Here is a 14,160-nt window from a genome sequence, read left to right on the forward strand (position 1 = left end):
CTCCTTTGCATGCCCCGCGGGCCCTGATCCCTGGAGTCCGCGGGTAGAAGGTGAAGGGGAAACAATCCGGTAATGCGAATTAATTAGGAAACACAAAGACAAAATATATCCAAAGCCGCGCGCAATGCAAGCCCCCCGAAAGCGGGGGACGGCCCGGTGCGGAGACCTCTTTTGACCGAGACAGCTGCGGGCGGATATGGTATGTTCACCCGTCCGCGAGGGTGGGTCCTCCCCCCTCCGAAAACCCCGTACGCCCCCGAACCACGAGGACCGATGCCCCTGTACATCCACACCAGCAACCTGATGGAACACCTGGTGGACCGCCTGGAAAAGGTGGTCCGCGCGCCGCGGCGCGCGCCCGCCCACCCGTTCGACAAGGAGCTGATCGTGGTGCAGAGCAAGGGCATGCAGCGCTGGCTCTCCATGGAGCTGGCGGCGAGGATCGGCGTCTGGGCCAACGGCGAGTTCCTCTTCCCGAACCGTTTCGTGGAGCGGGTCTTCGCCAAGGTCCTCCCCGACGCGCCCGAGGAAGCCCCCCTGTTCTCTCCCGAGGTCATGACCTGGAGAATCCTCGACCTTTTACGGCAGTCGGCCGGCACGCCGGGGTTCGAGGAGATTGCGGCGTATCTCCGCGATGACGCCGACGGGCTGAAGCGGATGCAGCTCGCCCAACGCGTCGCGGACACCTTCGACCGCTACACCGTCTACCGCCCGGAAAAACTCCTGGAATGGGAGCAGGGGAGGGAAGATCACTGGCAGGCGCAGCTCTGGCGCTCCCTCACTGCCGGGATCACCCAAAAGCACCGCGCCCGACTGCTGCATGAGTTCCGCAAGGCGCTCGACGACGGCCGGCTCCCCGAACAGCGGCGCATTTCCGTTATCGGCATCCCCTCGCTCCCCCCCTTCCACCTCGAGGTCCTGGCCCGCCTCGCCCGCCACGCCGAGGTGAACCTGTTCCTCCTCAACCCCTGCCGCCAGTACTGGGGGGAAATCGTGTCGGAGCGCGAGCTGGCCCGGCTCGATAAGGAGAGTGGGGGGACGGAGCAATGGTACGAGACCGGCAACCCCCTGCTCGCCTCCTGGGGAAAGCTGGGACGCGACTTCTTCGACGCGATCATCGACGGCTGCGGTGAGCACGAAAGGCAGGACAGCTTCTCCGAACTGCCGCAGGGCGCACTGCTCCACGAAGTCCAGGCCGACATCGTGGAGCTGCGCGGCGCCGAGGCCGGGGTACGCCAGCTTGACGCCGGGGATCTCTCCCTCGAGGTGCACTCCTGCCACTCGCCCATGCGCGAAGTCGAGGTGCTCTACGACACCCTGCTCTCGGTATTCGACTCGAACCCCTCCCTGTCGCCCCGCGACGTTCTGGTGATGACCCCGGACATCGAAAGCTACGCCCCCTACATCTCCGCCGTGTTCGGCAGCCCCGAAAGCGGCGCCGAACGCATCCCCTATTCCATCGCCGACCGCAGCTTAAAGAACGAAGGTGAGGCGGCCCAGGCGCTTTTGTCCATTCTCGGGCTGTGCGGCGGCCGGTACGGTGTGGCCACCGTGCTGGACATCCTGGAGTCGGCGCCGGTGGCGCGGCGCTTCGGCCTCAGCGAGGACGACCTGGAGACGGTGCGCGACTGGCTCAGGGGGGCCAACATCAGGTGGGGCATCGATGCCGCCCAGCGCGCGGAACACGGTGTCCCCCCCTTCCACGAGAACTCCTGGTCCGCCGGGCTGGACCGGCTGCTCCTGGGGTACGCCATGAGCGGCGACGGGCGCTCCTTTTACAACGGCATCCTTCCCTTCGACGACATGGAGGGGGGCGTGGCGCTGGTGCTGGGACGCTTCCTCGCCTTCTGTGAAAAGCTCTTCGCCGAGACGCAGGCGCTCTCCACCCCCCGCGTCCCCGCCGAGTGGGTACCGGTCCTGCGCCGTATCCTGGATGATTTCATCCTCCCCGACCAGGAGGGGGAACGTGAGTTCCTCTCCCTGATCGAGATCGTGAAAAAACTGGGGGAGTGCGGCGGCCAGGCCGGGTTCGAGGAACAGATCGGGCTCGAGGTGGTGCGCTACTGGGTGGAGCAGCAACTGGGGAGCTCCGAGCGCGGCCTTGGCTTTCTTACCGGCGGGGTCACCTTCTGCGCCATGCTCCCGATGCGCAGCATCCCGTTCCCGGTGGTCGCCCTGATCGGCATGGACGAGGGGCGGTTCCCGCGCGGAAACCCCGCACAGGGGTTCGACCTCATGACCAGGGAGCGGCGCCCCGGCGACCGCTCGCCACGCGACGAGGACCGTTACCTGTTCCTGGAGGCGCTCCTCTCCGCCCGTAAGCGGCTGCACATAAGCTACGTGGGGCAGAGCATCAAGGACAACGCCGAGCTCCCCCCCTGCGTGCTGGTGAGCGAACTGCAGGATTACCTGGCCAGGTGCTTCGTGACCTCCGAGGGGAGACCCGCCGGTGAGGCGCGGCGCCACCCGCTGCAGCCGTTCAGTCCCAGATACTTCTCCGGCGACAACGGGCACTTCAGCTACTCGCAGCAAAACTGCGCCGGGGCGCAGGCGAAGCTTCTCCCTCCCGCCCCCCCCGCGCCGTTTCTGGCCTCCCCCCTCCCGCCGTGGGAGGAGGCGTCGACCGTCCCCCTGAAGGCCCTGGCCGATTTCCTGTGCAACCCGTCCAAGGAGCTGTTGCGGCGCAGGCTGGGCGTCCGCATCGTGGAGGGGGACGACCCGCTGGAAGAGGTGGAGCCGTTCGCGCTCGGTTCGCTGGAGAAATACCAGCTGGAGCAGGAAATCGTGGCAGCGGTGCTGCGCGGTGATGCGCTGGAAGTTCCCTTCGCCGTTGCCTGCGCCCGCGGCGACCTCCCACCCGGGGTCTGCGGTGCCGCGCTGTACCAGAAGCTGGGCGAGCCGGCGGCCGAATTCGCGGCCAAGGTCGAAGAGGTTTGCACGGGCGATCCTCTTCTTCCCCTGGACATCGACCTGAAGCTCCCCGCCGGGCGCATCATCGGACGGCTGGAAAACCTGAGAAACGACCGGATGGTGCGCTACCGCTACACCGACCTGAAGCCCAAGGACCAGCTGCGGCTCTGGATCGAGCACCTGGCGCTCAACTGCGCGAAGGCGGATGGCTATCCCTTGGAGAGCACCTTCATCGCGGCCAAGGGCACCGTCCACCTCCCCGCCATCTCCGGGAGCGAGGAGCACCTGAACCAGCTCCTGGAGCTCTACCAGAGGGGGATGAGCCACCCGCTGAAGTTCTTCCCGGACACCTCGTTCGAGTACGCCAAAAACGCCCGGGAGCCGAAGCATGCGGGGAAGGCGCTCGGCGCCGCCGCCACGGCGTGGCGGGGGGGCGAATTCAAAAGGGGGACGGCCAGGACGAGTACTGCCGCCGCTGCTTCGGTGAAGATCCCCCGCTGGACGAGGAGTTCCAGGCCCTGGCCCGGGGGGTCTGGGACCCTATCCTGGATAACCAGGTGAAGAGCGGCAGAAAGAAGTAACGACTCCCCCGCCATCCCCTCTCCCGGTGGCAGAGGGTGGCCGCAGACCGGATGAGGGCGACGCCCTCACCCCGCCCCTCTCCCACCGTGAGAGGGAGGATACGAATGAAGAGATTTGACCTCCTGCATACCCCGCTTGGCGGGCGCAACCTGATCGAGGCGAGTGCCGGCACCGGCAAGACCTTCACCATCGCCGGCGTCTACCTGCGCCTTGTGCTGGAGGAGGAGCTCGACGTGTCGCGCATCCTCGTGGTGACCTTCACCGAGGCCGCCACCAAGGAGCTCAAGGAGCGCATCCGCAAGAAGCTCAAGGACGCCGAAACCGCCTTCGACACCGGCACCAGCGACGATTTCCTCATCGCGGGGCTCGTGGAGCGGACCGCCGACAAGGCCAAGGCGCGCCGCCTGCTGGCGAGCGCCGTGCGCGGCTTCGACGAGGCCGCCATCTTCACCATCCATGGCTTCTGCCAGAGGATGCTGCAGGACAACCCCTTCGAAAGCGGCTCGCTGTGCGATACCGAACTTCTGACCGACCAGGGGAAGATCCTCAAGGAGATAGCCCAGGACTACTGGCGCATCAACTGCTACGGCGAGCCCGTTGACCGGATCGCCGCGGCCGACCATGCCAGGATCACGCCCGAGTCTCTGCTCAAGCTCGCCAAGAGGGTCTGCAGCGATCCTTACGCGCGCGTCATCCCCGATCCTCCCGCCGGCACGGAGGAGGTCGCAGACTGGCTCCTGGCGCTGCGGCGGAACTTTTTCGACTACCTGCGCGCCGAGCTCCCCAAAAGAAAGCGGCTCAAGAACGTGCGCGGCTTCGACGATCTCCTGGGCGACCTGCACACCGCCCTGACCCGCCCCGGCTCTTCGCTGGCGCGGCTTATCAGGGAGCGCTTCCAGGCGGCCCTCATCGACGAGTTCCAGGACACCGACCCGGTCCAGTTCGCCATCTTCGACGCCGTCTACCCGGTGGGGCACGAGGCCCCCTTCTTCCTGATCGGCGACCCGAAGCAGGCGATCTACAGCTTCCGCGGCGCCGACATCTTCGCCTACCTCGGGGCGGCCGAGGCGACCGAGCAGCGCCACACCCTCCTGCAGAACTTCCGTTCCGAGCCGGGGCTGATCAGGGCCGTGAACAAGCTCTTCACCTCGCGGGAACTCCCCTTCCTGCACGAAAAGATCGGCTTCAACGAGGTGGAGGCGGCTCCCAAGGAGCGGAGCATCCTTACCGAGGGTGGTGAACGGAAGGCACCGCTCACGTTCTGGGTCGCGCCGCGCAAGGAAGCGGGCAAGCCGATCAACAAGGGGGAGGCGTGGGAGCTCCTCCCGGAAACCGTGGCCTCCGAGATCGCCCGCATCCTGCGCGACGGCGCGGCGGGAAAGCTCACCATCGAGGAGCTCCGGCAGGATGGGGAGGAGGAGCGCTGGGTGCCGCGGCCGGTCCGGCCGCGCGACGTGGCGGTACTGGTGCGGGCCAACCGGCAGGCGAGGCTGATGCAGCAGGCGCTTAGCCGCAGGGGTATCCCGAGCGTCCTTTGCAGTGCGGGAAACCTGTTCGAATCGGATGAGGCGGCGGAACTCCTGCGGCTCCTCTCGGCGGTAGCCCAGCCCGGGCACGAGGCGCTCTTACGCGGGGCGCTCGCAACAGAACTGGTAGGCGTTACCGGATCGGAACTGGCGCAACTGATCGACGACGAGGAGAAGTGGGAGGAGGTCCTGGAGGAATTCCGGGAGTACCACGACACCTGGAACTCCTCTTCCTGCATGGCCATGGCCCTGCAGTTCCTGGAGCGGCGCAAGGTGCGGCAGCGGCTCCTGGCCGGGCCGATGGGGGAGCGGCGCATCACCAACGTCCTGCACGCCATCGAGACCATCCACCAGGCCCAGGTGAAGGAGCGTCTGGGGATGGAAGGGGTGGTCGCCTGGCTCTCCTGCCGCGTCACCGAGGAGCCCAAGAAGGAGGAGTACGAAGTCCGCCTGGAGACCGACGAGGCGGCGGTCCAACTGGTGACCATCCACAAGAGCAAGGGGCTCGAGTACCCCATCGTCTTCCTCCCCTTCTGCTGGGCCGAGACTGGCGGCAAGGACGAAGGGGCGCTCTTCCATGACGACAACGGCAAGGTGGTGCTCGACATCGGCTCCGAGGAGATCGGACAGAGCAAGGCGCAAGCCGCGCAGGAGGCGCTTGCCGAGAGCCTGCGGCTCCTCTACGTCGCGCTCACCCGGGGCAAGCACCGCACCTACGTCATCTGGGGCGCCTTCAAGGACGCAGGCGAGAGCTCGCTGCACTACCTGCTGCACCCCGGCCAGGACGTGGTGAAGGGGCAGGTGACGCTCTCCGACGAGGATATCAGGGAGCGCCTGGCCGAGTTGTCCGCCGCTTCCGCCGGGGCCATGGAACAGCTGGATATGCCGGGAGCCGACCTCCTTGGCTTCCGCGCCGGCAACGACGAGGTGCCCGCACTGGCACCGCTTCGCTTTACCGGCACCATCGCCCGTGACTGGCGCGTGGCGAGCTTCACCTCCCTTTCCAGCCGCCAGCATCACACCGCCGAACTCCCCGACCGCGACGAAACGACGCCGGTCGAGGAAAGCCCGGTGCGCGAGGTCGAACCGGCCGGCATCTTCGCCTTCCCCAAGGGGGCCAAGGCCGGCATCTTCCTGCACAAGGTATTCGAGGAGCTCGACTTCACGCAGGCCGAACACTTTCTGGCACCGCTGATCGAGGACGAGTTGGACAAGCATGGCTTCGCCGCCGAATGGAGTGGCGCCGTGCGCGACATGGTGCTGAACGTGCTGCAGGCGCCGCTAGGAGAAAAGGGGATCAACCTTGCACAGGTGACCACAGAGCGGCGTTTGACCGAGCTGGAATTCTTCTTCCCGCTGGCCCACGTCACCTCCGATGGGCTCAAGGACGCCGTCACGCGCTTCATGGCCCAGCATGGCGCCGCGGCCGCGTTCCCGGTGGACATGGCGGAACTGTGCGGCCGTCTCTCTTTCTCGCCGGTACGGGGGATGCTGCTCGGCTTCATCGACCTGGTATTCGAGCAGGACGGGCGGTACTACATCGTGGATTGGAAGTCCAACCATCTCGGCAACACCCCCGGAGAGTACGGCCAGGCGGCCCTGAAAAGGGAGATGGAAGCCAGCTTCTACCCGCTGCAGTACCTCCTCTACACCGTGGCGCTCGACAACTACCTGAGGCTGCGCATCGAGGATTACGATTACGACCGTCATTTCGGCGGTGTATTTTACCTCTTCCTGCGCGGCATCGACGGCACCGGCAACGGCGTCTTCGCCGACCGCCCCCCCAAGGAGTTCATAGCCGAGCTCGCCGGTGTGCTGCTGCCGGAAACCGTGCGGGGGGCTGCTGAGGCGCTCCCCTCTCCCAAGGGGCGGGGGGGAGCCGGCAACAAGTCCAGGAAGGGTGCGGTCGAGGGGCAGTTGAGCCTGGATCTGTACTGACGCAAACAGGGATGAAGGGGATAAAAGGGATACGGTGGTGACATGGCTCCTGAAGGAGTTCAGCTCGACGACATAGACCGGCAGTTCGCCGCTTTCATCTGCCGCCTGGCGGGGAGCCGCGACCAGTACCTGGAAGCGGCCGCCGCGCTGTTAAGCCGCGGGGTGACCGGAGGCGACGTCTGCCTCGACCTGGAAACCGCACTCGAGGAAGGTCGCGCAGCGGGATATCGCCTCGAATCCGCCAACTCCTGGCGCGAGCGGCTGCAAGCCTCGCCGGTGGTAGGCGCCGCCGGGGAATTCAAGCCGCTCATACTGGACCACGCCGGCCGGCTCTACCTGCAGCGCTACTGGCGCTACGAGAACGAGTTGGCCGAGGCCATCCTGAAACGGGGAGAACCCGCGCCGTTCGACCGGGAACCGTTGCGACAGGGACTGGCACGCCTGTTTCCGCCCACGCCGGGAGAAACCGACTGGCAACGCCTCGCCGCCCTGGCCGCGGTCACCAGGCGTTTCTGCGTCATTTCCGGTGGCCCCGGCACGGGGAAGACCACGACGGTGGTCAAGGTGCTCTCTTTGCTGCTGGAACAGTCGGAAATCTCCGGAACCGGCAGCGCCCTCCGCATCGCGCTGGCGGCGCCGACGGGCAAGGCAGCGGCACGCCTGAAAGAATCGATATCCGGAGGCCTCGAAAAGGCCGATCCGAAGGTGCGCGGGCTGATTCCGGAGGAGGTTTTCACCCTGCACCGGCTGCTCGGCTACCTGAAGGGTTCCAGCGGCTTCCGCCACAACAGCGACAACCCGCTCCCCTACGACGTCGTCATCGTCGACGAGGCCTCGATGGTGTCCCTGCCGCTCATGGCGAAGCTCGTCTGTGCGCTGCGGCAGGATACCCGCCTGATCCTTTTGGGCGACCGGGACCAGCTTGCCTCCGTCGAAGCCGGGGCCATCCTTGGCGACATGTGCGACACCGGCGGGGTGCACGGTTTCTCTCCCGAATTCGCGGAGCTTTCAGCCGACGTGGCCGGTGACGCGGTCGACGTACAGCCTGGGATAGGTCCGCTGGGCGATGCGGTGGTGCTGCTGCGCAAGAGTTACCGCTTCTCGTCCTCCGGAGGCATCGGCAAGGTCGCCTCCCTGGTCAACTCGGGAGACGCCCACGGAGCCCTCTCCGCCTGCCTCGACCCGGCCCTCGCCGGGGTCTCGCTCGCCTCGCTCCCTCCCGCACCCGGCCTCGCGGAAGCCCTCGCCAGACGCATCACCGACGGCTACGGTGCATACCTGCGCACGCAGACACCGGAAGAAGCCTTCGCCGAGTTCAGCCGGTTCCGCATCCTGTGCGCCATGCGCAGCGGCCCGTTCGGCGTCGAGGCGATCAACGTACTGGTGCGGCAGCGGCTGGCGCAGGCAGGTCTCATCGATCCGCATGGCCGTTGCTACGCCGGCGAACCGGTCATGATCACCAGGAACGACTACAACCTGGGCCTGTTCAACGGCGACGTCGGCCTGATCCTCCCCGACGCCGGGAACGGCGGCGAACTGCGCGCGTTCTTCCCGACCGGTTCCGGCGGGATGAGGAAAGTGTTGCCGCTGAGGCTCCCCGAGTACGAGTGCGCCTTCGCCATGACCGTGCACAAGAGCCAGGGCTCCGAGTTCGACAAGGTGCTCCTGGTCCTCCCCGACCGCGACAACCCGGTGTTGACGCGGGAACTTATCTATACGGCAATAACCAGGGCGAAGAAATCAGTCGAGCTCCTTGCCGACCAACCCCTCTTTGTCACCGCAGTCGGCCGCCGCGTAACCAGAAGATCCGGTCTGCGCGAAAGACTGTGGGGAAACTGAATAAAAGAGCCGTAGGGGCGAATAATCATTCGCCCGCCCACCTCCTCGAACAGAGGAGAGAACCTACAAGGAGCAACCATGAACATCACTGTTGATGATATAAATCTCGCCTACGACGACGTTGGCACCGGCCCCGCCGTTCTCCTCATCCACGGCTTCCCCTTGAACCGCCAGATGTGGCAACCGCAACTAAAGCCCATTGCCGAGGCAGGCTACCGCGTCATCGCTCCCGACCTGCGCGGTTTCGGTGCCAGCGACGCCCCGGCAGGCGGCTACAGCATGGACCGCTTTGCCGACGATATCATCGCGCTGCTCGATTCCCTTAACATCGAGCAGGCTGTGGTCGGCGGCATGTCCATGGGCGGCTACATCCTCATGAACCTCTTGGAGCGCTACCCGGACCGGGTCCGCGCAGCCTGCTTCATCGCGACCAGGAGTAACGCCGATGACGAGGCGGGACGTGAACGTAGAAAGGCCATGGCCGCGGAAGCGGAACGGCTGGGAGCGAACCCGGTCATCAAGATCTTCGCCGAACTCCTCTTCGCCGCGGACACTGCCCAGGAGAGGCCGGAACTGATCGCCCGCGTCACCTCGTGGATGCGTGAGACCAATCCGAAGGGGCTCGCCGGCGGCCTGCTCGCCATGAGCGTCCGGAAGGACTACACGCAGATGCTCCCCTCCTTCCGGCACCCCTCGCTGGTCATCGCCGGAGCCGAGGACCGCGCAGCGCCAGCCGAGACCGCCCGGACGCTCATAAAAGGACTCACCGGCTGCCAGAGCCGCGTCATCGAGAAGGCCGGCCACATGGTCAACATGGAGCAACCCGGGATTTTCAACGATTGCATGATCCAGTTCCTGAAGTCGCTGCCGGAGTAACCATGAGCGCCGACGCCCTGCAATTGATCACCCTGCTGCTTTTGGCCGCCACACTGGTGGTGGCGCTTTTGTGCTACCTGAACCTGAAGCGACTTTCCTCGTCGGAGGCGCGCTTCGATCAGCTGGAAAAGGGAGTGGAGCGGCTGGAGCGGACCCTGCAGGACGAACTGCGCCGCAACCGCGAGGAGCTTGGGGGGAACCTGCGCAACTTCGGAGAAGCTGTGCAAAAGAGGATGGTGGATATCGCCTCGCTGCAGAAGGGCCAGATGGAAGGGTTCACCCAGCAGCTCGCCAACCTCACCGCCAGCAACGAGCAGCGCCTGGACAAGTTGCGCGAGACGGTGGAAGTGCGGCTCAAGTGGCTGCAGGAGGACAACTCCAAGAAGCTCGAGCAGATGCGGGCCACGGTGGACGAGAAGCTGCACGAAACCCTAGAAAAGCGCCTGGGCGAGTCCTTCAAGCAGGTGAGCGGGCAGTTGGAGCAGGTCCACAAGGGGCTGGGCGAGATGCAGTCGCTGGCCTCGGGCGTGGGCGACCTGAAAAAGGTCCTCTCCAACATCAAGACCCGCGGCACGCTCGGGGAGGTGCAGTTGCACAACCTCCTGGAGCAGATCCTGACCCCGGACCAGTACGGCGCCAACGTGGCGACCAAGCCGGGGAGCGACGCCCGTGTCGAGTTCGCGGTGAAGCTCCCCGGGCGCGGCGACAAGCCGCTCTGGCTCCCCATCGATGCCAAGTTCCCGCAGGAGGACTTCCTGCGCCTGGTGGAAGCCCAGGAGCAGGGGAACCAGGCTGCCGTTCTCGAGGCCACCAGGCAGTTCGACAAGACGGTCCAGGGGATGGCCAAACTGATCTGCGACAAGTATCTCGCCCCTCCCGAGACCACCGACTTCGGCGTGATGTTCCTTGCCAACGAGGCGAGCTATGCGCAGGTATTGAGCCGCCCCGGACTTTTCGACACCATCCTGCGCGAGCACAAGGTCATCGTCGCCGGTCCCACCACCATCGCCGCCCTGCTCTCCTCCCTGAGCCTCGGCTTCAGGACGCTCGCCATCGAAAAGCGCAGCAGCGACGTCTGGCGGCTTTTGGGCGCCATCAAGACCGAGTTCATGACCTTTGGCACCCTCTTGGAGAAAACGAGGAAGAAGCTCGACGAGGCTTCCTCCAGCATCGACACCGCCGCGACCAGGACGCGCCGGATCCAGCGCAAGATGCAGGGGATCGAGGAGTTGCCCGAGCACGAGGCTAAGGGGCTTCTGGGTGTGGAACTCCCCGCCGGACCCGATATCGAACCGGGTGAGGTGGTGCTGATCGACGAGGCTTAGTCTTCCCCCCCCTCCCTTGACGGGAGGGGGCCGGGGGGTGGGTGAAGCCGCAACTCGCGTAAATGATGCCACCCTCCCTCGTTGTGCCCAAAAAAAACAGCCCGCCGGCAGGTGGTCCAAAGGACCGCTGCCGACGGGCTTTATGATGCAGCCGGGATAACCGCTGCGTTATTTGATCTGTCCGCGGATCTCGCCGTCCGGATATTTGTCGGTGTGAACGTTCACGTAGGTGTCCCCGGACCTCATGAGTTTGACCAGTTCGTCGAATTTCCCTTTGTAGTCGCCCATCAGGTCATTGGCACCGACTTTACCCTCGGAGAGCACGCCCGAGAATTTCCCTTTCTTGCCACCGCTGAAGAGTCCGACGATCGGCGGGCCGTTCTCACCTTTTTTGCCGACATGGATATGTGCCGCGCTGGCATCAACGACGTTTTTGACGTAGAGCTTGTAGGTCAGCTCCTTGCCATCTTTAGTGAGCTTGAATTCAGCCTTGCCTGAAGATTTGGCGTCAGGCTTGCCGACTTCCTCTTTAGGGGTCAATTTCGTCTTGAAGCTGTGCTCAGCGGCATAGCCGGTTGAGACAGCAAAAAACGCGGCTACCAACACCAGCAGTAACAGCCTAACCTTTCTCATCGCTTGCCTCCTTTACAGCCTTTGTACTCCACTAGTGCCGATTGTATCTCTTATATTCAAAAAACTCTATACAATTAATTTGGCGGTTTCAGTGACGTGGTGCACATCGCCCCTCCATCATGTGAATTCCGCGATGGCCTGCCCCGGCTGAACCGCTTCCCCGACGGAGACCAGGATCTTCTCGACCTTCCCTGACATGTGGGCGGTGATGTTGGTCTCCATCTTCATCGCCTCCAGGATCACGAGCAGGTCATTTACCTCGAGGTGCTGCCCCACCTGCGCCACCACCTTGAAGACAACGCCTGCTATCGGGCTGCGGCAGATCTTGTCCGATCCCGCTGACACGCCTCCCGGCGGCGCGCCGGTTACCGGCGTGGGAGCGGCCATCGGCATCCCGGCCATCGGCGCCGGTGCCGCCTGCACCGTCGTGGTCGGATAGGACTCGGCCAGCCGGACCTCTTCGCCCTCCTCGACTTCCACGTCCACCCGGTACTTCTTTCCGTCAATGGTCATGATCAGTTGCACGGTGGTCTCCTTATCGTCTGCTGTTCGGTGCAAGCATCCGGTTGCCGCTCCCCCCACTGGAACGAGAGGCGGTGGGGTGCATCCCCTTCCGGGGGAGGGAATTGAGGCATCTCCCCCTGGGACGTGAGGCATCTCCGCTGCCCCTCAGGGGAGAGATGAGAGGTGTCTCCCCTCGCCCTATGGGAGAGGGGCGGGGGGTGAGGGCATCGCCTTGCCCATTCATCGCACCTTGCCCATGCAAAGAACCTACGTATGTCTAATGTTGAGGTTATGCGAAGCCTGCAGCACCACGCGGCTCGACTGCCCCCACGCATTGACCTGCATCGGATCGACGAACCTCGCCTTCCGGATGCGGACGCTCCTGCCCAGGTAGGCCGCTACCGACGCCGACATCACCATCAGCAGTTCGGGCGTTATCTCCTCGTGATCCCCTGCGCTCTCTTCCACGGTCTCCTCCTTACAGCGGGATCAGCCCGTGCTTCTTCATGGGCCTGAACTCGCGCTTGGTGTGCAGGATTTCGAGCGTCATGGCGAGGTGACGCCTGGTCTCGGCGGGCTCGATGATGTCGTCCACGTCCCGCCGCCCGGCCGCCGCATACGGAGTGGCAAAGGTGCCCTGGTAGGACTCGATCAGCTCCTGCCGCCTCTTCTGCGGGTCTTCCGCCTGCGCGATCTCGTTCCTGAAGATCACGTTGACCGCCCCCTGCGGCCCCATCACGGCGATCTCGGCGGTGGGCCAGGCGAAGACGCGGTCGGTCTCCAGCTCCTTGCCGCACATCGCCAGGAAGGCGCCGCCGTAGGCCTTGCGCATGATCACGGTGATCTTCGGAACCGTCGCCGCCGAGTAGGCGAACAGCATCTTGGCGCCGTGGCGGATGATCCCCCCCTGCTCCTGCTGCACGCCCGGCAGGAAGCCGGGGACGTCCACCAGCGTGATCAGCGGGATGTTGAACGCGTTGCAGAAGCGGACAAAGCGCGCCCCCTTGTCGGAGGCGTTGATATCGAGGGCGCCGGCAAGGACGCTGGGCTGATTGGCCACGACACCCACGCTCCGCCCGAGTATCCTTGCGAAACCGACCACGATGTTCGGCGCGAACAGCGGCTGCACCTCGAGGAAATCGCCGCCGTCCACCAGGCGCGTGATCACCTGGCGCACGTCATACCCCTTCTTCGGGTCGGTGGGAACCACGGTGTTCAACGTCTTGTCAGGCACCACTACATCGTCTGCTTGCAGTTGCGGCGGGTCCTCGAGGTTGTTGGAAGGGAGGAAGGAAAGGAGCCGCTTGCAGATGCGCAGCGCCACCAGGTCGTTCTCGGCGACGAAGTGGGCCACGCCCGCGTAGTTCATCTGGGAGAGAGGACCGCCCAGCGCCTCGGCCGTGATCTCCTCGCCGGTGGCCTCCTTGATGACGGACGGGCCGGTAATGAACATACGCGCGCTAGCGGTCTGGATGATGAAGTCGGTGAGCGCCGGGCTGTAGGCGGCGCCGCCTGCACATGGGCCGCAGATCAGCGAAATCTGGGGCACCACGCCGGAGAGCATCACGTTGTGGTAGAAGATCTTGCCGTAGCCGGCAAGGGAGTCGATTCCTTCCTGGATGCGGGCGCCCCCCGAATCGTTCATGAAAACGAAGGGGGTTCCGGTCTTCAGTGCCGAAAGCATGGACTGGACGATCTTGTCGCTGTGCACCTCCCCCGCCGAGCCCCCTGCCACGGTGAAATCCTGGCTGGCCAGGTGCACCAGGCGCCCGCCCACCGTGCCCGCGCCGGTCACCACGCCTTCAGCGGGGAACTCCTTTCCCGCCATCCCGAAATTGGTGCAGCGGTGCCTGGCGAAGAGGCCGACTTCCTGGAAACTATCCTTGTCGAGCAGCGTCTCAACCCGTTCCCGCGCGGTAAGGCTCTGCTGGGCGTGCTGCTGATCGATCTTGGTCCGCCCTCCCCCCAGCTTCAGCCTCTCTTTCCTTTCGTTCAGTTCCTTGACCTTTTCCTCTATCGACATGAGC

9 protein-coding genes are annotated in these 14,160 nt (G+C 64.9%); 5 read left to right on the top strand and 4 right to left on the bottom strand.

All coding sequences use genetic code 11. The features are described from left to right. Positions 1 to 273: 273 nt before the first annotated feature. The 5 genes from recC (at position 274) to KP001_RS14745 (ending at position 10,996) form a co-directional block, all read left to right on the top strand. The gene (recC, locus tag KP001_RS14725) at positions 274 to 3,471 is read left to right on the top strand and encodes an exodeoxyribonuclease V subunit gamma (RefSeq protein WP_239027792.1); all 3,198 of its coding nucleotides are present in this window, start codon (positions 274 to 276) and stop codon (positions 3,469 to 3,471) included. A 125-nt stretch (positions 3,472 to 3,596) separates the two neighbouring features. Continuing rightward, positions 3,597 to 6,956, top strand: coding sequence for an exodeoxyribonuclease V subunit beta (gene recB, locus KP001_RS14730; protein ID WP_217286359.1), 3,360 nt, complete (start codon positions 3,597 to 3,599; stop codon positions 6,954 to 6,956). 42 nt (positions 6,957 to 6,998) lie between these two features. Further along, positions 6,999 to 8,795: an exodeoxyribonuclease V subunit alpha gene (gene recD / locus KP001_RS14735; protein WP_217286360.1), complete on the top strand. Its 1,797-nt coding sequence runs from the start codon at positions 6,999 to 7,001 to the stop codon at positions 8,793 to 8,795. Positions 8,796 to 8,873: 78 nt separating this feature from the next. Beyond that, positions 8,874 to 9,671, top strand: coding sequence for an alpha/beta fold hydrolase (locus KP001_RS14740; RefSeq protein ID WP_217286361.1), 798 nt, complete (start codon positions 8,874 to 8,876; stop codon positions 9,669 to 9,671). 2 nt (positions 9,672 to 9,673) lie between these two features. Beyond that, the gene (locus KP001_RS14745) at positions 9,674 to 10,996 is read left to right on the top strand and encodes a DNA recombination protein RmuC (RefSeq protein WP_217286362.1); all 1,323 of its coding nucleotides are present in this window, start codon (positions 9,674 to 9,676) and stop codon (positions 10,994 to 10,996) included. Between the two features lie 168 nt (positions 10,997 to 11,164). On the opposite strand, the gene KP001_RS14750 is transcribed toward KP001_RS14745, so the two are convergent. The 4 genes from KP001_RS14750 to KP001_RS14765 all read right to left on the bottom strand — a co-directional run bounded on the left by KP001_RS14750 (position 11,165) and on the right by KP001_RS14765 (position 14,156). Further along, on the bottom strand, positions 11,165 to 11,629 hold the full coding sequence (locus KP001_RS14750) for a CHRD domain-containing protein (protein ID WP_217286363.1): 465 nt from the start codon (positions 11,627 to 11,629) through the stop codon (positions 11,165 to 11,167). 117 nt (positions 11,630 to 11,746) lie between these two features. Then, the gene (locus tag KP001_RS14755; RefSeq protein WP_217286364.1) at positions 11,747 to 12,154 is read right to left on the bottom strand and encodes a biotin/lipoyl-containing protein; all 408 of its coding nucleotides are present in this window, start codon (positions 12,152 to 12,154) and stop codon (positions 11,747 to 11,749) included. A gap of 246 nt (positions 12,155 to 12,400) precedes the next feature. Further along, complete coding sequence (locus KP001_RS14760; RefSeq protein ID WP_217289684.1) at positions 12,401 to 12,601, bottom strand: hypothetical protein; 201 nt, start codon at positions 12,599 to 12,601, stop codon at positions 12,401 to 12,403. A 10-nt stretch (positions 12,602 to 12,611) separates the two neighbouring features. Then, positions 12,612 to 14,156 carry an acyl-CoA carboxylase subunit beta gene (locus KP001_RS14765; RefSeq protein WP_217286365.1) on the bottom strand — a complete coding sequence of 515 codons (1,545 nt, stop codon included), beginning with the start codon at positions 14,154 to 14,156 and terminating at the stop codon, positions 12,612 to 12,614. Positions 14,157 to 14,160 lie beyond the last annotated feature (4 nt).

This window comes from Geomonas subterranea, from assembly GCF_019063845.1.
In the GTDB taxonomy this organism is placed as follows: domain Bacteria; phylum Desulfobacterota; class Desulfuromonadia; order Geobacterales; family Geobacteraceae; genus Geomonas; species Geomonas subterranea.

What these genes read in the sequence shown, in the direction of transcription:
- recB (WP_217286359.1), top strand. Translation starts at nt 3,597, where the DNA reads ATGAAGAGATTTGACCTCCTGCATACCCCGCTTGGCGGGCGCAACCTG.
- recC (WP_239027792.1), top strand. Translation starts at nt 274, where the DNA reads ATGCCCCTGTACATCCACACCAGCAACCTGATGGAACACCTGGTGGAC.
- recD (WP_217286360.1), top strand. Translation starts at nt 6,999, where the DNA reads ATGGCTCCTGAAGGAGTTCAGCTCGACGACATAGACCGGCAGTTCGCC.
- KP001_RS14740 (WP_217286361.1), top strand. Translation starts at nt 8,874, where the DNA reads ATGAACATCACTGTTGATGATATAAATCTCGCCTACGACGACGTTGGC.
- KP001_RS14765 (WP_217286365.1), bottom strand. Translation starts at nt 14,156, where the DNA reads ATGTCGATAGAGGAAAAGGTCAAGGAACTGAACGAAAGGAAAGAGAGG.
- KP001_RS14745 (WP_217286362.1), top strand. Translation starts at nt 9,674, where the DNA reads ATGAGCGCCGACGCCCTGCAATTGATCACCCTGCTGCTTTTGGCCGCC.
- KP001_RS14750 (WP_217286363.1), bottom strand. Translation starts at nt 11,629, where the DNA reads ATGAGAAAGGTTAGGCTGTTACTGCTGGTGTTGGTAGCCGCGTTTTTT.